The 24,323-nt window shown below is 75.1% G+C and carries 19 protein-coding genes; 7 read left to right on the forward strand and 12 right to left on the reverse strand.

Going from position 1 to position 24,323, the window contains the following annotated elements; genetic code table 11:
* Nucleotides 1-132: 132 nt before the first annotated feature.
* A complete protein-coding gene (locus ACQPYD_RS22995; protein ID WP_433697638.1) occupies nt 133-1,863 on the reverse strand; it encodes an acyl-CoA synthetase in 1,731 nt (576 codons plus the stop codon).
* A gap of 50 nt (nt 1,864-1,913) precedes the next feature.
* Complete coding sequence (locus tag ACQPYD_RS23000) at nt 1,914-2,702, reverse strand: enoyl-CoA hydratase/isomerase family protein (RefSeq protein ID WP_433697639.1); 789 nt, start codon at nt 2,700-2,702, stop codon at nt 1,914-1,916.
* A 213-nt stretch (nt 2,703-2,915) separates the two neighbouring features.
* On the opposite strand from ACQPYD_RS23000, the gene ACQPYD_RS23005 reads away from it, so the two are divergent.
* The 4 genes from ACQPYD_RS23005 to ACQPYD_RS23020 all read left to right on the forward strand — a co-directional run bounded on the left by ACQPYD_RS23005 (nt 2,916) and on the right by ACQPYD_RS23020 (nt 8,628).
* A complete protein-coding gene (locus tag ACQPYD_RS23005; RefSeq protein ID WP_433697640.1) occupies nt 2,916-3,839 on the forward strand; it encodes a LysR substrate-binding domain-containing protein in 924 nt (307 codons plus the stop codon).
* Between the two features lie 236 nt (nt 3,840-4,075).
* Entirely contained in the window at nt 4,076-5,017 is a 942-nt protein-coding gene (locus ACQPYD_RS23010) for an MBL fold metallo-hydrolase (RefSeq protein ID WP_433697641.1), read from the forward strand.
* Nucleotides 5,018-5,206: 189 nt separating this feature from the next.
* The gene (locus tag ACQPYD_RS23015; protein ID WP_433697642.1) at nt 5,207-6,526 is read left to right on the forward strand and encodes a winged helix-turn-helix domain-containing protein; all 1,320 of its coding nucleotides are present in this window, start codon (nt 5,207-5,209) and stop codon (nt 6,524-6,526) included.
* A 164-nt stretch (nt 6,527-6,690) separates the two neighbouring features.
* Nucleotides 6,691-8,628 (forward strand): FAD/NAD(P)-binding protein, encoded by a 1,938-nt coding sequence (locus tag ACQPYD_RS23020; protein ID WP_433697643.1) that lies wholly within the window; start codon nt 6,691-6,693, stop codon nt 8,626-8,628.
* A gap of 144 nt (nt 8,629-8,772) precedes the next feature.
* On the opposite strand, the gene ACQPYD_RS23025 is transcribed toward ACQPYD_RS23020, so the two are convergent.
* The 6 genes from ACQPYD_RS23025 to ACQPYD_RS23050 all read right to left on the reverse strand — a co-directional run bounded on the left by ACQPYD_RS23025 (nt 8,773) and on the right by ACQPYD_RS23050 (nt 15,636).
* Nucleotides 8,773-10,140, reverse strand: a complete 1,368-nt coding sequence (locus tag ACQPYD_RS23025) for an NAD-dependent succinate-semialdehyde dehydrogenase (protein WP_433697644.1) — start codon at nt 10,138-10,140, stop codon at nt 8,773-8,775.
* The gene (locus ACQPYD_RS23030) at nt 10,137-11,438 is read right to left on the reverse strand and encodes a M20 family metallo-hydrolase (RefSeq protein ID WP_433697645.1); all 1,302 of its coding nucleotides are present in this window, start codon (nt 11,436-11,438) and stop codon (nt 10,137-10,139) included. Before ACQPYD_RS23030 ends, ACQPYD_RS23025 begins: the two co-directional genes overlap by 4 nt.
* A gap of 57 nt (nt 11,439-11,495) precedes the next feature.
* On the reverse strand, nt 11,496-13,151 hold the full coding sequence (locus tag ACQPYD_RS23035) for a thiamine pyrophosphate-dependent enzyme (RefSeq protein WP_433697646.1): 1,656 nt from the start codon (nt 13,149-13,151) through the stop codon (nt 11,496-11,498).
* A gap of 73 nt (nt 13,152-13,224) precedes the next feature.
* Nucleotides 13,225-13,854 carry an RraA family protein gene (locus ACQPYD_RS23040; protein ID WP_433697647.1) on the reverse strand — a complete coding sequence of 210 codons (630 nt, stop codon included), beginning with the start codon at nt 13,852-13,854 and terminating at the stop codon, nt 13,225-13,227.
* Nucleotides 13,847-14,257, reverse strand: a complete 411-nt coding sequence (locus ACQPYD_RS23045) for a RidA family protein (RefSeq protein WP_433697648.1) — start codon at nt 14,255-14,257, stop codon at nt 13,847-13,849. Before ACQPYD_RS23045 ends, ACQPYD_RS23040 begins: the two co-directional genes overlap by 8 nt.
* Complete coding sequence (locus ACQPYD_RS23050; RefSeq protein ID WP_433697649.1) at nt 14,254-15,636, reverse strand: MFS transporter; 1,383 nt, start codon at nt 15,634-15,636, stop codon at nt 14,254-14,256. The genes ACQPYD_RS23045 and ACQPYD_RS23050 overlap by 4 nt, the downstream gene beginning before the upstream one ends.
* A 274-nt stretch (nt 15,637-15,910) precedes the next feature.
* Between ACQPYD_RS23050 and ACQPYD_RS23055 the strand changes: the two genes are divergently transcribed.
* Nucleotides 15,911-17,086 carry a helix-turn-helix domain-containing protein gene (locus ACQPYD_RS23055; protein ID WP_433697650.1) on the forward strand — a complete coding sequence of 392 codons (1,176 nt, stop codon included), beginning with the start codon at nt 15,911-15,913 and terminating at the stop codon, nt 17,084-17,086.
* A 33-nt stretch (nt 17,087-17,119) separates the two neighbouring features.
* On the opposite strand, the gene ACQPYD_RS23060 is transcribed toward ACQPYD_RS23055, so the two are convergent.
* Nucleotides 17,120-18,286 (reverse strand): helix-turn-helix domain-containing protein, encoded by a 1,167-nt coding sequence (locus tag ACQPYD_RS23060; protein ID WP_433697651.1) that lies wholly within the window; start codon nt 18,284-18,286, stop codon nt 17,120-17,122.
* Between the two features lie 216 nt (nt 18,287-18,502).
* On the opposite strand from ACQPYD_RS23060, the gene ACQPYD_RS23065 reads away from it, so the two are divergent.
* A complete protein-coding gene (locus ACQPYD_RS23065; protein ID WP_433697652.1) occupies nt 18,503-19,819 on the forward strand; it encodes an MFS transporter in 1,317 nt (438 codons plus the stop codon).
* 32 nt (nt 19,820-19,851) lie between these two features.
* Nucleotides 19,852-21,126, forward strand: a complete 1,275-nt coding sequence (locus ACQPYD_RS23070; protein ID WP_267945606.1) for an ArgE/DapE family deacylase — start codon at nt 19,852-19,854, stop codon at nt 21,124-21,126.
* 113 nt (nt 21,127-21,239) lie between these two features.
* Here the strand turns inward: ACQPYD_RS23070 and ACQPYD_RS23075 are convergent, their stop codons facing one another.
* From ACQPYD_RS23075 to ACQPYD_RS23085, 3 genes are all read right to left on the reverse strand, one after another.
* Nucleotides 21,240-22,109 (reverse strand): NAD(P)H-binding protein, encoded by an 870-nt coding sequence (locus ACQPYD_RS23075; protein WP_433697653.1) that lies wholly within the window; start codon nt 22,107-22,109, stop codon nt 21,240-21,242.
* Between the two features lie 235 nt (nt 22,110-22,344).
* Nucleotides 22,345-23,274: an alpha/beta hydrolase gene (locus ACQPYD_RS23080; protein ID WP_433697654.1), complete on the reverse strand. Its 930-nt coding sequence runs from the start codon at nt 23,272-23,274 to the stop codon at nt 22,345-22,347.
* Nucleotides 23,275-23,558: 284 nt separating this feature from the next.
* On the reverse strand, nt 23,559-24,290 hold the full coding sequence (locus ACQPYD_RS23085; protein ID WP_433697655.1) for a GntR family transcriptional regulator: 732 nt from the start codon (nt 24,288-24,290) through the stop codon (nt 23,559-23,561).
* Nucleotides 24,291-24,323: the final 33 nt, after the last annotated feature.

The following is a 24,323-nucleotide window of genomic DNA, read 5'->3' on the forward strand; positions in this document are numbered from 1 at the left end:
CCCGAACTCCTCTTTCTCACTGCCCGGGCCTGGCCCGGGATCGATGTTAGGGGGGACAAGAGACGGGGCGGCCCGCCGGGGTGGCCTGGCGCGGCCGGGTGCGGCGGCGGGGGCCGCCGCCGCACCGGTCTCTCAGACCGTGTCGCGTCGTCGCAGCTCGGCGCGCTGGACCTTGCCTGTCGCGGAACGCGGGAGGCGTTCGGCGAAGGCGATCAGGCGCGGGTAGGCGAAGCGCGAGTAGTGTTCGCGGGCGAAGGCGCGGATCTCGTCGGCGAGGTCGTCGCCGGGGCGGTACCCGTCGGCGAGTTCGATCCACGCCTTGACGACCTGTCCGCGCAGCGGGTCGGGCAGGCCGACCACGCCCGCGTCGGCGACCGCCGGGTGCTCGCGCAGGGCCGCCTCGACCTCGTAGGGGCCCACCCGGTACCCGGAGGTCTTGATGACGTCGTCGGTGCGGCCCAGGAACCAGTAGTAGCCGTCGGCGTCGCGGGTGGCCTGGTCCTTGGTGCGGTACCAGTCGCCGCCGAAGCTCTCGGCGGAGGCGTCGGGCCTCCTCCAGTAGCCGAGGGGGAACTGGGGGTTGCTGCGCGCGCGGAGGCAGATCTCCCCCGGCTCGCCCTCGGGCACCTCGTTGCCGTCGGCGTCCAGGAGCGCGACCTCCCACCCGGGGAGCGGGCGCCCCACCGAACCGGGCTTGACCGGCACGCCGGGCAGGTTGCCCAGCAGCGGGTAGGACTCGGTGGACCCGTAGTAGTCGAGCGGGGTCACCCCGAACTGCTCGCGGAACCAGGCGATGAGGTCGGTGGTGAGGGGCTCGTTGGAGCAGCACACCACGCGCAGGGCCTGGGGGTGGCGCCGCCCGGCGTCGGGGACGTCGGCGCGGAGCTTGCGCAGCAGGGTGGGGTTGACCAGGGCGGTGGTGACCCGGTTGCGGGACATGGCGGCCAGCAGGCCCTCGGGGTCGAAGCCCGCCCGGGGGCGGTAGACCAGGTGGGTGGCCCCGACGCGCAGCGGACCCATGAGCTTGGCCATGGACCACGCCCAGTCGCCCGCGCCGTAGAACACGTCGCCGGGGCGCAGGTCGTGGCAGTACCGGAACTCGTTGTGCCCGAGGAGGGTGCGGTGGGCGTGCACGATGCCCTTGGCCGGGCCCGTGGTGCCGGAGGTGTAGAAGATGAGGGCGGGGTCGTCCGCGGCGGTGTCGGCCGCCTCGTACCGGGGCTCGCACGCGGCGATCGCGGGGTCGTCCACGTCCACGATCCGCACGTCGGCCGGGGACGGCGCGCCGCCGGCCCCCTCACCCCCGAGTGAGGCGATCGCCGCGACCGCGTCGGCCGCCCGCCCCAGGGAGGCGTTCTCGGTGACGAGGACGGCGCTGCCGGAGTCGGCGAGCCGGTAGGCGATGGGGTCGTCGGCCCACAGCGGGGACATGGTGACCAGGACGGCGCCGGTGCGCAGGACGCCCAGGTAGGTGGCGGGCGTGTCGGGCCGCTGGGGCAGCAGCACGGCCACCCGGTCGCCCTTGCGCACGCCCAGGGCGTGCAGGTGGGCGGCGACGCGGGCCGCCCGGTCGCGGATCCGGTCCCAGGTGACCTCCTCCCGGTGGCCGGTGTGGTCCTCGAAGACGAGGGCGACGCGGTCGCCGGGGTGGTGGTCGGCGACGTCGACCGCCATGTTGTAGCGCTCGGGCGCCTCCCAGTCCTGCTCCTCGCACAGGAGCCGGTAGAGGCGGTCCCCCTCGGCGAGTGCCTCCGGGGTGGGTGCGGCCGCGGCCGGGTACTGGGCGGGGTCCGGGACGGCGGTGCCCGGGGCTGCGGCCCCGGCTCCGGAGTGCGTGCCGTCCTCGGTTCCGGTGGTGGTCATCGGGTGGTCTCCCCTGTTTCCTGCTGTGGCGTCGGTGGTGGAGCTGCGGTTCAGCGGCGCTTGGCCAGGAACCGCTCCATCTCCCGCTGGGGCTCGCCGCTGGCGTAGGCCTGGGCGTGGACCCTCTTGGCCGCGGTGATGGAGTCGGTCAGCGCCTCGTCGTCGATCTCGCGCAGGCGGGCCTTGGTGAGGGCGACGGCGCCGGGGGGCAGGGAGGCGAGGGAGTCCGCGAGGGCGAGGGCGGCGGGGAGCACCTCGTCCCGCCCGGGGACGAGCCGGGTGAGCAGGCCGAGGCGGTGGGCCTCGTCCCCGTCGACCAGCTCGCCGGTGAGGGTGAACTCGATGGTGCGGGCCTTGCCGAGGATGTCCCACATGGCCCAGATGCCGGTGACGCTGGGGATGCCGGAGCGGACCTCGGGCTGGCCCATGCGCACGCCGGGATGGCCGACGCGCAGGTCCGCGAGGAGCGCGAACTGGAACCCGGAGCCGGCGGCGACGCCGTTGACCGCCGCGATGGTGGGCTTGTCGATGCCGCGCAGGGCCCTGTAGAGCAGGTCGAAGTCGTCGATCCACGCCTCGGCGGCGGCGTGGTCGGCCGGGTCGATGTCCCGGGTCTCGGCCAGGTCCTGGCCCGCGCAGAAGGCGCTGCCGGAGCCGGTCAGCACGACGGCGCGGCAGTCGGGGTCGGCGCCCGCCTCCTCGAACAGCCCGACCAGGCGGGTGCGCATGGCGCCGGTCCACGCGTTGAGCTTGTCGGGGCGGTTGAGGGTGATGACGGTGGCGTGGCCCTCGGCGAGGGGTTCGCGGTGCGCCAGGACGAGGTCGTCGTTCGGTGACATGCCGATGCCTTTCACGAGTTCACAAGCAGGAGTGCGGCGGACGGGATCGCGCACGCCGGAGGGGCGGGTGGAGCCGGTGCTCCCCGGTGGCCCGCGGGAGAACCCGGGCCCTCCGCCCTATGAACGACATCACAACAGCTCACCGCCGCCGGAGTCCAACACCAGTTGGGACCTCCCGCGATATCGCAGTGATATGACCGGTAGGGTCCCCGCATGGAACTGCGCCACCTGCGCTACTTCACGGTGCTCGCCGAGGAGCTGCACTTCGGCCGGGCCGCCGCCCGCCTGCACATGGCCCAGCCGCCGCTGTCCCAGCGCATCCGCGACCTGGAGCGCGAACTGGGCGTGCGGCTGTTCGACCGCGGCCGCAACCAGGTGCGGTTGACCGAGGCCGGGGCCCTGCTGCTGGAACACGCCCGGCCGGTGCTGGAGAGCACCGAGTCGGCCCTGGAGGCCATGCGCCGCATCCGCCCCGGGGAGAGCGGGATCCTGCGTGCGGGGATCCCGCCGGACACCATGCCCGCCACGCTGCGCACCCTGGTCGCGGAGCTGGCGCGCAACGCTCCCGACGTGCTGGTGGACCTGCACGAGCTCACCACGGACGAGCAGCTGCGGGCGCTGCGCGAGGGCGACCTGGACGTCGGGGTGGTGCGCCACCCCTCCGACACCACGGGTCTGGAGTCGGGTCCGGTGGCCCACCGGGCCCTGGGGGTCCTGCTGCCCGCCGAGCACCCGCTGGCGGGGGGCGGGCCGGTGCGGCTGCGCGACCTCAACGGGATGCCGCTGGTGGTCTTCCCCCGGGCGATGGCGCCGATGCTCTACGACCAGGTCATGTCCGCGTGCAGCTCGGAGGGGTTCCGACCCGGGGCGATCCGGCACGCCCGCAACCCGCTGTTCGTCAACGGCCTGGTCATGGCCGGGCGGGGCGTGCACTTCAACGAGAGGCCCCTGGGCGGGCTACCCGAGGGCCTGGTGTGGTCGCCCCTGGAGGGGAACCCGCTGGCCTGGCGCACGTCGGTGGTGTGGCCGCCCCGGCGGCGCCACGCGAGCGTGGCGGTCTTCGTGGACGCGGCGACGGCGGGCCTGGAGGCCGCCGGGCACGTGGTCCGGCCCCACCCCGGGCCGAGGCCGGGCTAGCGGACCGCCCCGAACCGCCGCGGGCGCGACGCGAGGCCCCGCCCGCCCCCGATGATCTTGTACTTATCGACGGTCTCGGCGTCCAACCTCGCTACAAGTACAAGATCATCGCAGGTGGGCGCCGTGCGCCCCGGAACCGGGCGCGTCCGGGACCGGACTCCCCGTCGCCGGCTCCCACCCGTCGGCGGTAACCTGCTCCCCCGACCGCACGCACGTTCCGTGAGGAGACCGCCACCATGGGCTCGAACGCACCGGCCGGCCCCGAGGCCGCGGCCCTGACCGAGATCGTCGAGGGCGTGTACGCGTGGGTCCAGCCCGACGGCACCTGGTGGGTGAACAACGCGGGCGCGGTCGCCGGCGAGGACGGCCTCCTGGTGGTCGACACCTGCGCCACCGAGGCCCGCACCCGCCGCTTCCTCGACGCCCTGGCGCGCGCCACCGGCGACACCCCCGTGCGGTGGGCGGTCAACACCCACCAGCACGGGGACCACACCTACGGCAACAGCCTGCTGCCCGACTCCACCGCGCTCATCGGACAGGCCGCCATGCGCGAGGCCCTGCTCCACGACCCGTTCCTCGACGCCTGCCCGCCGTTCTGGTCCCCCGCCCCCGACTGGGGCGGGGTCAGCCGGCGCGCCCCGTCGATCGTGCTGGACCGGGGGCTGACCGTGTACACCGGTCGGCGGCGCGTGGACCTGCTCCACCCCGGGTACACCGCGCACACCCCCGGCGACGTCGTGGCCTGGCTGCCGGAGGAGCGGGTGCTGTACACCGGCGACCTGGTGTTCCACGGCCTCACCCCGCTCGTGTTCATGGGCTCGCTGGAGGGCGCGCTGCGCTCCCTGGAGTGGCTGCACGACTTTGCGCCCGACCACGTGGTCCCCGGGCACGGGCCGCTGTTCGGCGCCGCCGAGCTCGACGCGGTGCTGGGCGCCCACGAGCGCTACTACCGGTTCGTCCTGGAGACCGCCCGCGCCGGGGTGGCCCGAGGGCGCACCCCGCTGGAGACCGCCCTCGCCTGCGACCTGGGCGAGTTCCGCGACTGGGACGACGCCGAGCGCATCGCCCTGAACCTGCACCGCGCCCACGCCGACCTCACCGGCACCGCCATGGACCTCACGGCGGCGCTGTCCGACGCCGTCGAGTGGAACGGCGGACCGCTCCCCACCCGGCTCTGACGCGGTCGCCCGGGACCGGTGCGGCAGGAACCGCACCCACCCCCTCCCGGAGCCCGTGCAGCGCGCCGACCGCCCTCCCGTACCGCGGAACGTCGTCGGCGCGCGGTTCACTGGCGGGGACGCGACGCCTCACGAGGCACCCGTCCCGCCCTCGCCTCCTCTCCCCTCCCCCTCTCCCCAGGAGCCTCCGTGCGCCCCCTCGACCTGGACCGCCGCACCGTCCGCCGCCTCGCGATCACCCGCCAGAGGCTGGCCGGCCCCCGGCCCGCCGCCGACACCGACGGGCTGCGCGAGGTCCTGCGCGCGCTGCGCTGCCTCCAGCTGGACCCCGTCGCGGTGGTCGCCCGGAGCCACCTGCTGGTCCTGTGGAGCAGGGTGGGCAGGTTCGACGAGGCCGACCTCGACGCCCTCCTGTGGGACGAGCGCTGGCTGTTCGAGTACTGGGCCCACGCGGCGTCGATCGTGCTGACCGAGGACTACGCGCTGCACCGGGGGCTGATGCGCCGCTACCCGAGGGGCGTCTCCGCCTACGGACGGCGGCTGGTGGCCTGGGTCGAGGCCAACGCGGAACTGCGCGAGCACGTCCTCCAGCGGCTGGAGGACAAGGGGCCCCTGCCCGTCGGCGGGTTCGAGGACCGCTCCGCGCTGCCCTGGGAGTCGGGCGGATGGACGAAGGGGCGCAACGTCGAGCGCATGCTCGATCTGCTGTGGACCCAGGGACGGGTGATGGTGGCGGGCCGGGAGGGCGGCAAGCGCCTGTGGGACCTGGCCGAACGGTGCCTGCCGGAGCGCGCCGACCGGACCGAGCTGCCGGACGCGGACATCGTGTCGCTCTCGGCCGAGCACGCCCTGCGGGCTCTGGGCGCCGGACGCGCGGGGGACGTCGCGAACCACTTCGTCCGCGACCGCTACGACGCGCTGCCGGAGGCGCTCGAACGGCTGGTGGCGGACGGCCGGGCGGTGCGGGCCCGGGTCGAGGGCGCCGACCCGGACGAGCCGTGGTTCGTGCACGCGGACGTCCTCCCGCAGCTGGAGACCGTGGGCGGGGAGGCGTGGGGGCCCAGGACCGTGCTGCTGTCCCCGTTCGACAACCTGCTCTGCGACCGCGAGCGGACCGAGCTGCTGTGGGGTTTCCGCTTCCGCACCGAGATGTACGTGCCCAAGGCGCGGAGGGAGTTCGGCTACTACGTCCTGCCGGTCCTGCACGGCGACCGGCTGGTGGGCAGGATCGCGCCGAGGTTCGACCGGCGGCGCGGCGTCCTGGACCTGGAGAACGTGTACGCCGAGCCCGGCGCGACCGGGGTCCGGGCGGCGGGCTCGGACGCCGGGGCCGCCCCGTCCCCGGACCCGGCCTCCGCCGAGGAGGTCGCGGACGCCGCGGAGGGTGTCGCGGGCGCGGTCGCCGACCTGGCCGGGTTCCTGGGGGCGCGCGAGGTGGTCTGCTCGGGCGCGGTGCCCGCGCCCTGGCGGGAGGCGCTGCGCAGGGTCGAGGCGGCGCCCGTCCCCTGAGGCCCGCCCGCCCGGGGCCGCTCCGCCACAACCCCTGACCTCCCCGACCGCGCCCGCCCCCTGAGTCCCGTCCGCCCCTCGCGTCGCGGTTCCGCTCCCGGGCCGCGAACCACCCTCAAATTTCCGATATTTACTACCTATTTAGTATGCATTAGCCTCAGGGGGTGACCACCACAGCGCTCCCCCGGCGCCCGCTCCGCATCGCGCTCGTCGGCGCGGGCCCCAGGGCCACCTCCCTCCTCGAACGGATCACCGCCAACGTCCACGAACTCCTGCCCGACAGAACGCTCGAGGTCTACCTCGTAGATCCGTACCCGCCCGGCGGCGGCCGGATCTGGCGGCGCGCGCAGTCGCCCTGGCTCTGGATGAACACCACGGCGAACGACTGCACGATGTTCACCGACGCGTCGGTGGTGTGCTCCGGGCCCGTCGTCCCCGGCCCCACCCTGACCGAGTGGGCCGAGGACCTCGCTGCGGGACGCCTGCACAGGCCGCCCGGGTTCGCAGCCGACGCGGCCGACCTCGCCGAGGCCCGCCGGGTCCATCCCGGCTGGTTCGCCACCCGCAGGTTCCAGAGCAGGTACCTGTCCTGGGTCTTCCACCACGTGGCCGAGCGGGCCCCGGGGCGGGTGGCCGTCCGCTCCGTGGCCGCACGGGCGGTGGACCTGCGCGACCTGGCCGACGGGCGCCAGCGCCTGTTCCTCGACCGCCCGCCGTATCCGGTCCCGGACCGCACCGCCGGCGCGGGCCGCCCGCCGGTTCCCGGGAACACCCTGGACGCGGACGCCGTCGTCCTGGCGCAGGGCTCGGCCGACACCGGCCCCACCGAGGAGGAGCGCGAGCTCGCCCGGCACGCCGCCGCGCACGGCCTCGTCCACATACCGACCGCCTCCACCGCGGACATCTCCCTCGACGCGGTCCCGCCCGGCGAGCCCGCGCTGGTGCGCGGCATGGGACTGGCGTTCGTGGACACCGTCGTGCTGCTGACCTCCGGGAGGGGCGGCGTCTTCCGCAGGGACCCGGACGGGACCCTGCGCTACTCACCCTCCGGCTCCGAGCCCGTCCTCCACGCCGGATCGCGGCGCGGGGTTCCCTACCATTCCAAGATCCACTACCACCTGCCCGGGGCGCGCCCCGCACTGCCGAGGCACGTGAGCGCGCAGGCCCTGGACGCGCTCGGCCCCGGCCCCCTCGACCTCCGGGAGGACGTGTGGCCGCTCGTCGTGCGGGAGCTGGCCCACGCCCACTACCGGGAACTGGCGCTGTCGCACCCCGAGCGGCTGGACGTCGACGCGGAGGAGTTCGTCCGGCGGCTGGACTCCCTGGACTGGTCGGGGGCCCAGCTCAAGGAACTGGTCTCCGAGGCGGTGCGCGAGGACGGGGACCGGTTCGACGTCGGGCGGATCGACCGGCCGCTGGCGGGGCTCCGGTTCGCCGACCACGACGCGCTCGGCGCGTGGCTCGACGGTTACATCGACGCCGACCTCGAGCGGCGGCGCGACCAGGGGCACAGCATGGACCTGGCGGTCTTCTTCGCGCTGCTGTCGGTGTTCACGGTGATCTCCGAGGCGATCGGCTCCGGGCGGATCTCCCAGGAGTCCGCGGCGCGGGACCTGCCCCGGTTCACCGGGTTCTTCAGCTACCTGGCCAGCGGGCCGCCCGGCCCCCGGCTGGAGGAGCTCCTGGCGCTGGCCCGGGCGGGGGTCCTGCGGTTCGTCGGCGCCGACATGGAGGTGGACACCCCCGAGGGCCGTTTCCTGGCCAGGTCCTCCAGCACGGACGCGACGGTCGGGGCCTCCGCCCTCCTGGAGGCCAGGCTGCCCCAACCCTCGCTGGCCCGGACGACCGACCCGCTGCTGCTGGCCCTGCTCGAGCGCGGGGAGATCCGGGAGCGGCCCGGCACCGGGCTCGTCGACGCCGACCCGGCCGACCAGCGGCTGCGCGGCGCCGACGGGACGCCGCACCCGGCCCGGTTCGGCGCGGGCGCGCTGGTCGCCGGCGGCGTGGGGGCGGGCGGGTTCTCCCGTCCGCGCACCAACGCCGGGTTCTTCCGGCAGAACGACGCGATCGCCCGTGCCGTCCTGGGCGGCCTGCGCCCGTGAGGAGGCGGGCGGCGGTCCCGTCCCCTGAGGCCCGCCCGGGACCGCTCCGCCACAACCACCGACCGCGCCCGGCCCCGGAGGCCCGCCCGCCCCTGGCGTCCCGGCCCCGGGGAACCCCACCGGGCCCCGGGGGGCCGACCGCGCTCAGCGCGTGCGGAGGAGCTTGCGGTTGACGAACTCGGCCATGCCGTACTCGCCCAGCTCGCGCCCCACACCGGACGCCTTCACCCCGCCGAACGGCAGGTCGGCCTGGGTCCGCGACGGCGCGTTGACCGACACCATCCCCACGTCGAGCCGGTCGGCCACGGCCAGGGCCGCCTCCTCGTCCTCCCCGAACACGACGCTGCCCAGGCCGTAGGGGGTGTCGTTGGCCAGCTCCACGGCCTCGTCGACGGTGGCGACCCGGTGGACCACGGCCACCGGGCCGAAGATCTCCTCCCGGTAGGCGCGGGTACCGGGGGCGACCCCGGTGAGCACCGTGGGCTCGACGAACGCGCCCGGGCGGTCGGGGCGCCCCCCGCCGGTGAGGACGGTGGCGCCGTGGGCGACCGCGTCCGCGACCTGGCCGGCGACGTGCACGGCCGCGGCCTCCGAGGACAGCGGCCCCAGGTCCACCCCCTCCTCGGTGGGGTCGCCGACCCGCAGGCGCGCGACCGCGTCCACGAACCCCTCCACGAACGCGTCGTACACCTCGTCCAGCACGATGAACCGCTTGGACGCGGTGCACGCCTGGCCCGCGTTGCCCATCCGCCCGGCCACGGCGGCGCGGACCGCGCGCCCCAGGTCGGCGTCGGGCAGGACGATGAACGGGTCGGATCCCCCCAGCTCCAGCACGGTCTTCTTCATGGCGCGCCCGGCGACCTCGCCGACGGCGCGCCCCGCCCGCTCCGAGCCGGTGAGCGAGACCCCCTGGACCGCCGGGTGCTCGATGATCCGGACGCACTGCGCCTCGGTGGCGTACAGGTTGGTGTACACGCCCTCGGGGAGGCCCGCGTCGGCGAGCAGGCCGGCGACGGCCCCGGCCGACTCCGGGCAGCTCGGCGCGTGCTTGAGCAGGACGGTGTTGCCGAGCGCGATGTTGGGCGCCGCGAACCTCGCCACCTGGTAGTGGGGGTAGTTCCACGGCATGATCCCGAGCAGCGCGCCGATGGGCTCCGTGCGCACGGTCGCGGTTCCGTGGGACACGTCCAGGACCCGGTCGGCGGTGAACGCGGCGGCGTTCTGCGCGTAGTAGTCGTAGATCCGGGCGCACAGGTCGACCTCCCCGAGCGCCTCCGCCGTGGTCTTGCCCATCTCCCGGGTGATGATCCCGGCCAGGCGCTCGCGGTCGGCCCGGTAGCGCTCCGCCGCCGCGGCCAGGTACGCGGCGCGCTCCGCGACGGGGCGGAGGCGCCAGGCGCGGAAGGCCCTCCCCGCGGCTTCGACGGCGGTGTCGACCTCCGCGTCCGTGGCGGTCGGGAACCTCCTGACGAGGCGTCCCGTGGCGGGGTCGGTGACGGCGTACTCGGTCATGCTCGGTTCCTTCCGGGAACGTGGGGTTCGGCGTTCTCCAGCTCTCCGGCGCCCAGGCGGCGGGTCACGTCGGTGAGCACCTCCAGGCCGGCGAGGAGGTCGGCGTCCTCGGTGTACTCGCCCTCGTTGTGGGAGACCCCGCCCGCCGAGGGGACGAAGAGCATCACGGTGGGCACGCGCTCCTTCATGTTGATCGAGTCGTGCCCGGCGACGGTCATGATCTCACCGCTGCGCAGGCCGAGCCGCTCGGCGCTGGCACGGGCCAGTTCGACGCCCTCGGGCTGGTAGGGGTTGACGCCCCAGGAGTGCGAGAGCGTGCGCTCGACGGTGACGTTCGCGGCCGCCTCGACGCGGGCGACCTCGGCGAGCAGGAGCTCTTCGGCCTCGGCGAGGACGGCCTCGTCGGGCGAGCGGAGGTCGAGCAGGAGCGTGGCGCGGGAGGGCACCACGACCGGGGAGTTGGGGTACACGTCGAGGCGGCCGACGGCGGTGTGCAGGACGCCGGGGAACCGGTCGGCGAGCTCGCGCGCGGCGACGACGAGCATGGACGCGCCCACGAGCGCGTCGCGGCGGTCCTCCATGGCGGTGGCGCCGGAGTGGGCCTGTTCGCCGTGGACGGTGATCTCGTACTTGCTCGCCGCCCAGCTGGCGCCGACCAGGCCGATGGTGGTGCCGGAGTTCTCCAGGAGGCGCCCCTGCTCGATGTGGATCTCGGCGCACAGGACGGCCTCCGGCCCGTCGCCGTCACCGAGGAACCCGGTGGGGGCCAGGGCCTCGGCGACCGTGGTGCCCGAGCTGTCGCTCGCGGCGAGGGCGGTCTCCAGCGGCAGCTTGCCGGTGTAGACGGCGCTGCCCATCATGGACGGCGTGAACCGGGAGCCCTCCTCGTTGAACCAGTTGACCACGGCCAGGTTGTGGACGGGGGGCGCCTCCGCGCCGTCCTCGGCGGCGATGCGGAAGACGGCGTGGGCCGCGGCCAGGACCCCGTAGGCGCCGTCGTAGCGCCCGGCGGTGGGCTGCGAGTCCATGTGGGACCCGACCACGACGTAGGGGGCGCCGGGCACGCGCTCCAGGAGTCCGAACTGGTTGCCGACGCGGTCGTAGACCACGCGCAGCCCGTTCTCCTCCAGCAGGCCCGCGAACCAGCGGCGCTGGGCGTTGTCGGCCTCGCTCGCCGCCTGGCGGTCGACGCCGCCCGAGGGGGTGGCGCCGAAGGAGCTCATGGTCTCGAAGTCCCGCAGGAAGCGGGCGTCGTCGGCCGCGGGGTCGCGCGGCGGTCGGGGCGGGCTGGAGGTCATGGCCTCGTTCCTCTGCTCGTCGGGCACGGGTGGGCGGTGTCGGCGCGGGGCGCCGGGTCAGTAGGCGCCGGGGGCGCGGACCGCGGGGTCCTGTCTGACGTGCAGGACCGCGGGGAGCCCGCTCTCCAGGGCCCTGCGCAGGGCGCCCCGGAAGTCGGCGGTGGCGGTCACGGTCTCCCCGTACCCGCCGTAGGAGCGTGCCAGCGCGGCGAAGTCGGGGTTGGTGAGGTGGGTGCCGGAGGGCCGCCCCGGGTAGTGCCGCTCCTGGTGTTCGCGGATGGTCGCGAAGACGCCGTTGTCGACGACGATCGCCGTGAACACCGCACCGTAGCCGATCGCGGTGGCGATCTCCTGGCCGTTCATGAGGAAGCACCCGTCCCCGGCGACGGAGACCACCTGGCGCCCGGGCCGCACGAGGGAGGCGGCGACGGCGGCCGGGATGCCCATCCCCATCGCGCCGTTGCGAGGCGCCAGGAGGGAGCGGGCGGACCGGTGCTCCAGGTACCGGGCGGGCCAGACCGCGTGGTTGCCCGCGCCGTAGGTGATGACGGCGTCGTCGTCGAGCTCCTCGCGCAGCACGCCCATGGCGGCGGTGAGGTCGACGAAGCCCCCGTCGTCGGCCGCCGCGACCGGGGTGGAGAAGGCGGTGTGGGCGTCCCGGGCCCCGGCCAGGCGCCCGGGGTCGTGCCGGACCGGTGCGCCCCCGGCCTCGGCGAGGGCGGCGACGAACCCGGCGGGGTCCGCGACGAGGTGCTGGTCCAGGCGCCCGCTGTGTCCGAGGGGTTCGCCGGGGAGGACGACGACGGTCTCGGCCCGGCCGCCCCGGGTGTAGCCGTCGCTGAGCACGTCGGTGCGGCAGGCGCCGACGAAGAGGGCGAGGTCGGCGTCGTCGAGGAGCGCGGCCGCGGCGTCGGAGCGGCCGTAGCCGAGCGAGCCCGCGTAGGGGCTGTCGGCGCCGTCCAGCCGGTGGGGCACGGCGTCGTAGGCGCGGAAGTCGGCGAGCACCGGGATGTCGCGGGCGGCGGCCCAGGCGGCCAGCGCCGCGCCGTCCGCGTCGGTCCAGTTCTCGCCGCCCACGACGACGACGGGCCGCTCGGCCCGGTCGACGCGGGCGAGGGCCCGGGCGAGCGCGTCGGCGTCCGGGCGGCCGGACGGCAGCGCGCGGGGCTCCACCGTGTCCGCTCCCCCGGCGGAGAGCCGGATCACGTCCTCGGGCAGGCCGACCACGACCGGCCCGGGGCGGCCCGAGCGTGCGAGGCGCACGGCGTCGGAGACTACCCGGGCCGCCGCGGCCGGGTCGTCCAGGGTGACCACGGCCTTGGCGGTGCTGCCGAACCACGCGGTGAGGTCGAACTCCTGGAACGCCTCCCGCCCCCGGTCGGCGACGGGGATCAGCCCGACGAACAGCACGAGCGGCGTGGCGTCCTGGTGGGCGGTGTGCACGGCGATGAACGCGTTCGCCGCGCCCGGCCCGCGGGTGACCATGGCGACGCCCGGGAGGCCGGTGAGCCGGCCCTCGGCCAGGGCCATGAACCCGGCGCCGCCCTCGTGGCGGGTGACCACGGTGGTGACGGAGGAGTCGTGCAGGCCGTCGAGCACGTCGAGGTAGGACTCCCCCGGTACCCCGTAGACGCGCTGGACCCCCTCGCGTTCGAGCTGGGCGACGACGAGGTGGCCCGCCGAGCGCGGGCGGGCGGGGTCGGTGGTGGACATGAGGGGCGGTGCCTTCTTCCTGGTGGGGCGGTTCGGGGCGCGGGGAGGCCGTCGGACTCCCCGGTGGGGCGGGTCAGAGCGCGAGGAGGCCGGTGAGGGGTTCCCCCGCGCGGATGCGGGCCACGAGGCCGGGCTCGTCCCGGTCGGAGCGCAGGGCGCCCTCGACCAGGGACCGGTCGAAGGTGCGCGGGTCGACCACGAGGAGCCCGTTCTCGTCTCCCAGGACGAGGTCGCCGGTCCGCACGCGCACCCCGCCGACGGTCACGGGGGCGCCCGCCGCCTCGGTGGCGGTGCCCAGGCGCTTGGTGGTGCGGCAGGTGGAGCCCCGCGCGTAGACGGGGAGGCCGCTGTCCCTGAGCGCCGCGAGGTCGGTGACGGGGCCGTCCACGACGATCCCCGCGCCGCCGCGGGCGGCGACCGCGGCGGCGGTGACGGCGCCGATGGGCGCGTGCGCCCCGCCGTCGACCCCGACGACGAGGACGCCGCCCCGGGGCAGCCGGACGAGGGCGCGGTTGACCGCGAGGGCGTCGGGTTCGGCGAGGTGGACGGTGAGCGCCTCACCGCCCATGCGCGGGGCGCCCGGGGTGACGGTGCGCACGGCGGGGTCGCAGAACCCCTCCTCCAGGACGTGGCCGAGGGTGGGCAGCTCCACCCCGGCCAGCGCCCGCAGGAGCGCGGCGGTGCCGGGTCCGGTGTCAGGCATCGGCGGCACCGGTCCCCCCGCCGGGGCGGTCGGCGAGGACCGCGACGCAGTCGATCTCCAGCGCGATGCCCCACAGGGACACGCAGACGGTCGTGCGCGCGGGGAGCGCGTCGCCGAACGCCGCCCGGTAGACCCGGTTGTAGGTCTCCAGGTGGCCGGGGTCGGTGAGGTAGCCGTTGACCTTGACGACGTGGGCGAGGGAGCTCCCGGCCGCCTCCAGGACGGTGCGGAGGTTGTCGAGGGTGCGCGTGAGCTGCTCCTCGAACGTGGCGGGGGTCGCGCCGTGCTCGTCGGAGGGCAGCTGCCCGGAGGTGTACACGAAGCCGTTGGCGACGACCGCGTGGGAGAACGCGCCCACGGGTGCGGCGAGTCCGTCGACCGCGCCGAGTCTGCGGGGGGTCACGCCCGCACCTCCGTCTCCGCGGCCCCGTCCGCCCCGGTGGCGTCTGCGGCGTCGAAGTCCTCGCCGGCGACGGACTTCAGGAGCAGGAGCGCCACGAGGGACAGCAGGGAGGCGCCGAGGATGTACCAGGCGATCGACGAGCTCTGCCCGGTGAGCGAGAGCAGCCCGACGGTGACGGCGGGCGTGATCGCGGAGCCGAGGAGGCCGGACAGCATGTACGCCACGGACAGGCCGGAGTAGCGGATCCGGGAGCCGAACTGCTCCGCGAGGAAGGTGGCGATCGGGCCGTAGTTGGCGGAGAAGGCGACCATCATCAGGGCGTAGGCGGCGAACACGAGCGCGGTCGAGCCGGTGTCGAGCATCCAGAAGAACGGGAACGCCAGCAGGGCCTCGGCCGCCACACCGGCCAGGATCACGGGCTTGCGCCCCACGCGGTCGGAGAGGCGCCCGAAGGCGGGGATGGCCACGAAGGCCAGGGTGCAGGCCACCAGGACCGCCCACAGCATGAGGTCCTCGGAGTGCCCCAGTTCGGCGGTGCCGTAGTTGACGCCGGAGGTGACCAGGAGCGTGAAGGTGGAGCCGGTGGACAGGGTGGCCACGCCGCCCAGGAGGACCTGCTTCCAGTAGTGGCGCATCAGGTGGGCGAACGGGAGCTTCGCCTTGGCGCCCCGGTCCTTGACCTGCTGGAAGCTGGGGGTCTCCTCGATGTTGAGCCGGATGTAGATGCCGACGCCGACGAGGAGGGCGGACAGCAGGAACGGCACGCGCCAGCCCCACGTCAGCAGGGCGTCGTGGTCGACGGCGGCCAGGACGCCGAGGAAGGCGAGGTTGGCGATGAGGGTTCCCGCCGGGACGCCGACCTGGACGAGCGAGCCGAACCAGCCCCGCTTGTGCGGGGGCGCGTGCTCCACCGTCATCAGGACCGCTCCGCCCCACTCGCCGCCCAGGGCCAGGCCCTGGACGAGGCGGAGGGTGAGCAGGAGCAGCGGGGCGGCGACGCCGATGGCCCGGTAGTCGGGGACCAGGCCGATGGCGACGGTCGCGGCGCCCATCGTGATGAGGGAGACGAGCAGCATCGACTTGCGGCCGAGGCGGTCGCCGAAGTGGCCGAAGAGGACCGCGCCGACAGTGCGCGCCACGTAGGCGGACGCGAAGGTCAGGAAGGCGAGGATCGTGCCGACCGCGCCGTCGAGGTCGGGGAAGAAGACCTGGTTGAAGACGAGGGCGGAGGCGGTGCCGAACAGGAAGAGGTCGTACCACTCGACGGTGGTGCCGATGACGCTGGCGGTCGCGATCCTCTTCATCTTCGCGGGCGCGAGGCGGTCGCGGCCCGCTGCCGCGGGGTCGGCGCCGACGGGGGGTGTGGGGCTTGCGGTCATGGAGGTCTCCGGTTGAGCTGTGGAAACAGCGCGGTGTGTCTCGGCTCATACTCGGTGCGCCGCAGGTCGGAGCTCAATCGGCATTCACACACGATTTCCCCGCCAGACTGTGTAAATGCACACGGGCCCACGGTCCGTTTGTGGGAGAATCCACCGACCGAGCAGAATAGGCCCAGGTGGAGGGGGGTTTGCGAACTCCCGGCACGCCCCCTCCGGCGCCGACCCCTGGCATTTCTCCCATGTATCGCCCAGATGACGTTTTCGGAGGGCCCCGATGACCACCGAACCCGGCCCCGCGCGCACCGCGCCCGGCCCCCCGGCGTGGGCGCGGATGCTCGAACTCCTCGCCGAGGACCGCGAGAACCTCGTGGACGACTTCCTGCGGCGGCTGGGTGACCTCGGCGGCTACACCGGCGGCGCGGTCCCCGAGGACGACCTGCGCAGGACCGCCTCCGACACCCTCGACATGCTGATCCGCCGGATCGCGGGCGCCCCGCTGCCCGCCCGCCTGCGCGGCCTGCCGGAGCGGCTCGGCGTGCGCCGGGCGCGCCAGGGGGTCCCCAGGGAGAAGCTGCTGGAGGCGGTCCGGCTCGACTTCCGCGTGATCTGGGCGGGGCTGGTGCGGGCGGGCGGCCCCGGGTCGTCGGAGGTCCTGGTGCTGCACGCCGAGGAGATCCTGACGACGGTGGAGGAGTACATCAGCGACGTGCAGGCCGCCTTCCTGGAGGAGCGGGCCGTCCTGGCCCGGGACTCGCGCGCCGTGACGGCGCAGGCCTTCTCCCGCCTGCTCAACTCCGGGGAGCGGTCGGCGGAGGTCGCCTCGGAGGTGGCGGGCGTGCTCGGCCTGCCCGAGCACGGCCGGTTCGAGGTCGCCTTCGTGGCCGCGCCCTCGGCGGCCCGGGACGGGGCGCAGGGCCGCATCACCCGGGAGCGCGAGCGGGGACGCCACCTGAGCTGGGAGTTCGACGACGGGATCGCGCTGGTGCGGGAGGTCGGCGGGCCCGGGTGGGCGGCCTCCCTGGAGGGGGTGGCGGGCGGCCTGGTGGCCGACGCGGCCGGGCTGGCCGCGGTCCCCGCCGCCGTCGGGGCGGCCAGGGTCCTGTCCCGCTACGCCGGGGAGCGCGGCGGCCTGGTCCGGGAGGACGACGTGTGGTTCGCGGTGGCGGGCGACCAGGTGCGCCGCGTGCTGCCGGGGTTCGGGGGCGCCGCCGCGGCGCGCCTGGCCCGGCTGGCGCCCGGGCCCAGGGCGAGGCTCATGGAGACGCTCTCCCACTACACGGCCACGGGCTCGGTCAAGGACACCGCGGCGTCGCTGTACTGCCACCGCAACACGGTGGTGAACAGGCTCCAGGCCTTCCGCGAGGTGACGGGACTGGACCTCACGGTCCCCCGCGAGGCGGCGCGCGCCCTGGTCCTGTTCGCGCCGGAGCACCCGCCCGGCCGGCCCTGACGGCTCCGGCCCGACCGGGCCCCGGGCCGGGCCTCAGGAGGACGGGTCCGTGTCGGCCCCGCGTGCGCGCGCCACCTCCAGGGACAGCAGGACGAGCGCGCCGTCGCCCGGGCGCGCGGGGTTCCTGCCGGTCAGCTCCTCGAACCGGCGCAGGCGGTTCAGGACCGTGTTGCGGTGGCAGTACAGCGCGTGCACCGCCTCGCTGACCGACCCCCGCTCCAGCACCGCCAGGGCCGTCTCGACCAGCGCCGACCGCTCCCTCTCCGGAAGCCCGTCGAGCGGGGCGAGGACCTCCTCCGCCAGGACCTCCGCCACGTCGCCGAGCTCGCGGACGACGACGGCGGGCCAGTCCGAGCGCACCCGCAGGGCGCGCCCGTCCCCCGGCCGCACCGCCCGCGCGAGCCTGGCGGCGACACGGCGCATGCGGGGGATCTCGGCGACGCCGCGGGCGGTGGGCGCGAGCCCCACGGGCAGGCCGAGCAGCCACTCGGGGGGCGCGCCGCCCGGGTCGGTGCACCGCAGGAGGGCCAGGACCTCGCTGTCCAGGTCCACGAGCATGTCGTCCGCCCCCGCGCCGGCGGCCGCCGCCCGCAGCTCGGCCTCGCGGCCGGGCGCGGCGACCGCGACGGCGAACAGGTCCCGGGCGTCCGCGTCCAGGGCCCGTGCGACCTGCCGGACCAGGTGGGGGTCCTGCCGCTCCGCCTCGAACAGGCTGCGCAGCAGGAAGACCCTCTCGTGCTCGGCCTGCCTGCGCATCGCGGTCAGCTCCGCGAGGTACCCGGAGTGGACGTCGGTGAGGTGGAGCTCCACCGCGTCCCAGATCGGGAGCACCCCGTCGCTGAACGCCACCAGGTCCTCGTCGGACACGTGCTCGCGCAACGCGTTCCAGATGAACCGGAAGTCCATCCGCACCGCGCGCAGCAGGGACTCCAGCGGGATGCCCTGGCGGGCGCGGCGCCGGCCCACCTCCCGGGACAGCGAGCGCCGGTCCGAGGTCACGGGCAGCCCGGCCACCAGCCGGAGGAGGTACTCCAGGGACTCGCGCGCGGTGGCCAGCAGCTCCTCGTCGGCGATCGCCGCCTCCGGGTACCCGGTCACCCCCCGCACCTCCAGGAGGTAGGCGCGGGCGAGGGCGTCGACCTCGCGCAGGCACGCGCGCAGGGCCACGGCCCCGGGGGAGCCTTCTTCGGACCAGGACACGGGGACTCTCCTCGTTGTGTGTTCACACAGTCGAACGCGCGAGGCGGTTGGGGATGACCATTGTCCAGGTCACCCGATCCCCCTGATCATGGACTACCAGCGGGGGCGGCGCCACGCCGCCCCCGCTCCCCGTGCGCCCCCTCCCGTTGGGGGACGGCACATCCGGTGAACCGACGAGGGGTGCCGAGCAGAGCACCGCCGAACGAAAGGCCCCCAATGGACTCCCCAGCACCTCCCCCCGGCGGAACGAAGACCGTCTCCGGAGCGGACGCCTCACGCATCGCCTGGGCGGCGTTCGTCGGCACCGCGCTGGAGTGGTACGACTACTTCCTCTTCGGCACCGCCGCCGCCCTGGTGTTCAACCGGCTGTTCTTCACGGAGCTGGACAGCACCGCGGCCACGCTCGCCGCGTTCGCCACCTTCGGGGTCGGGTTCGCCGCGCGCCCCCTGGGCGCCCTGCTCTTCGGGTACATGGGCGACCGCTTCGGCAGGCGGCCGGCCCTGCTCACGACGATCGTCATGATCGGCTGCGCCACCGGCCTGATCGGCCTGCTGCCCGACTTCGGCTCCATCGGCCTGGCGGCGCCCGTCATGCTCACCGTGCTGCGGCTCCTCCAGGGCCTGGCCGTCGGCGGGGAGTGGGGCGGCGCCGTGACCATCGCCGTCGAGCACGCCCCGATCGAGACCCGGGGCCGGTTCGCCGCCCTGGTGCAGGTCGGCTCCCCCGTGGGCACGCTCGTGTCCTCCGGCGCGTTCGCCCTCGTCCTGATGCTGCCCGGCGATGCCTTCGACGCCTGGGGGTGGCGCCTGCCGTTCCTCGCCGCGTTCCCGCTCCTGGGCATCGCCCTGTACATCCGCCTCAAGGTCGAGGAGTCGCCCATCTTCCAGGACCTCGTCGAGCAGGAGGAGCGCTCCAGGATCCCCGCCCTGGACGTCTTCCGCCAGGCGGGCGGCCGTCTGCTGGTCGCCGTCGCCGCGGCCATGCTGGGCGTCGGCGGGTTCTACATGATCACCACGTTCGTGGTCAGCTACGGCACCAACACCCTGGGCGTCGACCGGAGCGTCATGGTCAACGCCACCCTGGTCGCCGCCGCCCTCCAGATCGTCGTCACCGTGTTCGCCGGGCGCCTGGCCGAGCGCTTCGGACCGGGCCGCATGACCGTGGCGGGCTCGCTGGCGACCGCCGCCGCGGCCTTCCCGCTGTTCTGGCTCATCGACACGCGGGACCCCCTGGCCATCGTCCTGGCGGTCACGGCCGGCATCGCCCTGGTCACCATCGCCTACGCCGTCACCGGCGCCCTGCTCACCGACCTGTTCCCGCCGCACCTGCGCTACAGCGGGGTCTCCCTGGGCTACAACCTCGCGGGGGCGCTGACCGGGTTCCTGCCCCTGATCGCCACCGCCTTCCTCGCCGCCTCCGGAAACGCCTCCTGGTCCGCCGCGCTCATCCTCGTCGTGATCGCGCTCCTCTCGGCGGTCGGCGGCGCCTACGGGGAGCGCCTGCGCATCACCGACAAGTCCATCGTCTCCTGAACCGCACCGCCCCGAACGAGAGGAACCACCCCATGCACGCCGACGATGCCCGCAGGATCTGCGACGCGGTCGACGCGGCCTTCGACGCCCAGCTGGAGCTGACGGCCGAACTGGTCCGCCACCCGTCCCTGCGCACCCGGGAGGGCTCCGCCCAGGACCTGCTGTACGCCGAGATGGAGCGGCGCGGCTTCGCGATGGACCGGTGGGAGCTGGACGCCGCACAGCTCTCCGAGCACGTGGGCTACGGGCCGAGCACAGTCTCCTACGAGGGCGTGACGAACGTGGTCGGCACCTACCGGCCGACCGAGCACACGGGGCGGTCCCTCATCCTCAACGGTCACGTGGACGTCGTCCCCGAGGGCCCGGAGGAGGCGTGGTCGCGCTCCCCGTGGGACGCCCCCGTCATCGACGGCTGGCTCCACGGCCGGGGCAGCGGGGACATGAAGGCGGGCCTGGTCGCCAACCTGTTCGCGTTCGACGCGGTCCGCGCCGCGGGCCTCTCCCCCGCCGCTCCCATCCACTTCCAGTCGGTGGTCGAGGAGGAGTGCACGGGCAACGGGTCGCTGTCCGCGCTCATGCGCGGGTACACGGCGGACGCCGTCGTCATCCCCGAGCCCGAGGAGGACATGCTCGTCCGCGCGAACACGGGGGTCATCTGGTTCACGGTCCGCGTGGCGGGCGTCCCCACGCACCCGCGCGAGATGAGCTCCGGTTTCAACGCCATCGACGCCGCCCACCACGTGATGGGCGAGCTGCGCCGCGTGGAGGAGCGGTGGAACGCCGAACGGGGCTCCCACCGCCACTTCGAGGACCTCGACCACCCGATCAACTTCAACCTGGGCACGATCAGGGGCGGCGACTGGCCGTCCAGCGTCCCCGCCTGGTGCGAGATCGAGGTGCGGGCCGCCCTCTACCCGGGCGTCACCGCCGACCAGGCGTGGGAGGAGCTGACCGGCGCGCTGGAGTCCGTCACGTCCGACGCCCAGGGCCACCCGATCTCCGCCGTGGCCACCCGGACCGGGTTCTACGCCGAGGGCTACGTCCTGGAGGAGGGCAGTGAGGCCGAGGCCGTGCTCGCCCGGTCCCACGAGCGGGTGTTCGGGTCCGAGCTCCGGAGCTTCACGACCCCCGGCTACCTGGACGGCCGCGTCTTCACGCTCTACGGCGACATCCCCACCCTCGTCTACGGTCCCGTCTCCGAGGCCATCCACGGGTTCGACGAGCGCGTGGAGGTGGAGTCCGTCCGGCGGATCACCAAGAGCATCGCCCTGTTCATCGCCGACTGGTGCGGCACCGCGCAGGCGTAGCACCCGCCCGCCCGCCCGGCCCGCCCGCGTCGGCGGGCGGGCCGGGCGGGCGGACACGCGCGGTCCCGGGCGCGCCCCCGCCGTCCTTCGGGGGCGCGATCAGCACGGTCCCCTCAGAGGAGGGGGCGCAGCTCGTCCTGGCACCACGCGGCCAGGGTGGTCGGCGTCGTGGTCGCCGCGGTACGCGACTGCTCCGGCCTGAAGCCGTCGCGCAGCCCGGTGGACATGCCCATCACCGCCTCGACCAGGCCGGGGCCCAGGCCCGCCCCGGCGAGGGTGTCGCGCATCCGCTCGTCGGCGATGCGCTCCGCCCGCACGGGACGGCCGGTGACGTCGGCGACGACCGCCGCGGCCTGCTCCCAGGACAGGTCGGCGGGGCCGTGCACGGCCTGGACGACCCGGCCGGTCCACCCGGGGTTGAGGAGGCGGCCCACGGCCACCTCGGCGATGTCGCGCGGCGCGACCCACGGCATCGGGTGGTCCACCGGCAGCACGACCCGGATGGCGCCGGACCGGATGGAGTCCAGCTCCATCAGCAGGTTGCTGAAGAAGAAGCCGCACCTGAGGTGCACCACGTCCGCGCCGGTGTCGTCCAGCAGCTGCTCGGTGCGGGCCAGCCCGTCGATCTCCCCCGCGCCCGAGCGGCGCTCCGCGCCCACGCTGCTCAGGAAGACGACGCGGCGGATCCCGTTGGCGGTGACGGCGCGCGCGGCGTGCGCGCCGAAGCGGGCGTACGCGGCGACCGGGTCGTCGGTGGGGGTGGGCGGATCGACCCAGAACAGGGTGTCGACGCCCGCGGTCGCGGCCACGACCGCGGCCCCGTCGCCCTGGTCCACGGCGACCGGGTCCACCAGGCCGGCGAGGGCCGGGTCGAGGCGGGCGGGGTCGCGCATGAGCAGCAGCGGGCGCGCTCCGGCCCGGACGAGGCCGTTGACGACGTGGCGGCCCACGGTACCGGTGGGGGTGGTCACGGCGATGCGCATCAGGTGTCTCCTCGTACTCGTGTTCCGCGGGGTCGCGGTTCGCCTCGCACGGTACGAGGGGTTGCGGCCGGAATCCGGCCACAACACGGGAGGCCGGCGGATCGGTCCGGCGGCCCCGTGGCTCCCGGCCGTGACGGAGGCCGGGCGGAGGCCGACGGCGGCCCCGGACCACCCGTGGGCGGCCCCGGCGGCGGAGCCGGGACCGCGGGCCCTCGCGCTCGGGGGCCGGAGCGCGCTACGCGTTCCCGGCCGAGACCACCCGGGCGAGCCATCCCCTGCTCCGGCGGGAGAAGTCCTCGGACACGGGGGCGTCGGGCGCCCAGGCCTCGAAGCCGTGGGGCGCGCCGGGGGCGACCTCCAGCTCGCAGTCCACCCCCGCCTCGCGCAACCGGCGCGCGTAGCCGGTGGCCTCCTCGAAGAACAGGTCGATGTCGCCCACGCCGATCCACGCCGGGGGCAGGCCCCGGAGGTCGTCGCGCCGGGCGGCCGCGGCGTAGGGCTCGGCCTCGCCCCCCGGCTCCCGGCCCAGGTAGGCGTGCCAGCCGAACCGGTTCAGGCGGTTGTTCCAGACCCAGTGCCGCTCGCCGTCCAGCTCGGTCCGGGCCGCGGTCCGGTCGTCGAGCATCGGGCAGCCGAGCAGCTGCGCGCGGGGCTGGACCCCGCCGCGGTCGTGGAGCCTCTGCACCAGGCACGCGGCGAGTCCGCCGCCCGCGCTCTGCCCGCCGACGACGATCCGGTCCGCGTCCACCCCGAACCGTTCGCACGAGCGCTGGAACCAGTCCCAGGCGGCGACGCAGTCGTCGGCCGCGGCCGGGAAGGGGTGCTCCGGCGCGAGCCGGTAGTCGACCGAGACCACGACCAGGCCCGTGTCTCGCGCGGCGGTGGAGCAGAACCGGTCGTCCTGCGAGGGCTGGCCGATGACCAGCCCCCCGCCGTGGATCCACAGCAGCCCGGCGCCGGACGCGCCGGCCTCCGGCTCGTAGACGCGCACGTCGACACCGTCCTCGGACAGGTCCCGGAACCGCACGCCGTCGACGACCGCGTCGCGGCCGAGGCCGCGCTGGGCCGCCCTGAGCAGGTTGCGCAGCCGGGGCCGGTGCAGGGGCAGGGCGGGCACCCTCTTCACCGCCTGCCGCAGTTCGGGGTGCACCTTCGCCAGTTCCATGGACCGCTCCCGTCGACCGCCGCTCCCACGCGGCCCCGCCTCGTCACCGCCAACCTACTGCCCGCGTCCGCCGGGCCCGCGACCGGTCACCGGCTCGGGGATCCGTCCCCTTCCGCGTACCCGCTCCCGGGGCGCGGGACCCCCGCGGGCCGGGGCGCGGCGGGCGCGGGCCGCTCCGGACGGGGATGCCGTGCGGTCGCGCGGACCGGGCGCCGGGGGCGCGGCGCGGCAGCGGGTCGGGGACGGTTCGCGTCCTCCGGCGGCCCGCGCCGGAGGGGGCGCTCCTACTTCAGCGAGGACACGGTCCGCCGGACCGGGCGCCGGGGGCGCCCGTCCGAGAAGTACTCGGGCGAGACCGCCCGGATGCGCTCGACGTCCTCGAAGACGGCGCGCAGATGCGAGCGGAGCGCCCGGACCGCGTCGTCGAGGTCGCCCGCCTCGATCGCGTCCACCACCTGCGTGTGCTGCTCGGCGAGCACCCCCATCGGCCGGGTGTCGATCAGGCTCAGCCTGCGCGCGCGGTCCAGGTGGGCCTTGGCCGCGTTCACCGTCCCCCAGGCGCTCTCGTGCCCGGCCAGGGCCAGGAGGGCCCGGTGGAACTCCTCGTCCAGCTCGAAGAACCGGTCGTGGTCCCCCGCGGCCTCGGCGTCGCGCTGCGTCCGCAGGTTGGCCCGCAGGTCGGCGATGTGCTCGGGCGAGAAGGGGGGCCGCGCCTGGGCGAGGGAGGTGCACTCGATCGCCTCCCGGATGAACTGCGCCTGGGCGACGCGTTCGGGGTCCACGAGCGAGACGAAGCTCCCGACCTGCGGGTACACCTCCACCAGGCCCTCCTCCCGCAGGAGGATGAGGCTCTCGCGCACGGGCGTGCGGCTCACCGCGAGCTCGGCGGCGAGCTCGTTCTCGGACAGCGGCGCCCCGGGCTTGAGCTCCAGGGTGATGACCGCGCGACGGAGGGTGTCCAAGGTGCGGTCCCGCGCGGACAGCAGTGGTCCCCCGGATCGGGTGTCGTCAGCCATGTCCGGAAGTCTACCGCCATTGACTCCACTGGT

Source organism: Nocardiopsis sp. CA-288880, assembly GCF_050955985.1.
GTDB classification, from domain to species: Bacteria; Actinomycetota; Actinomycetes; order Streptosporangiales; family Streptosporangiaceae; genus Nocardiopsis; species Nocardiopsis tropica.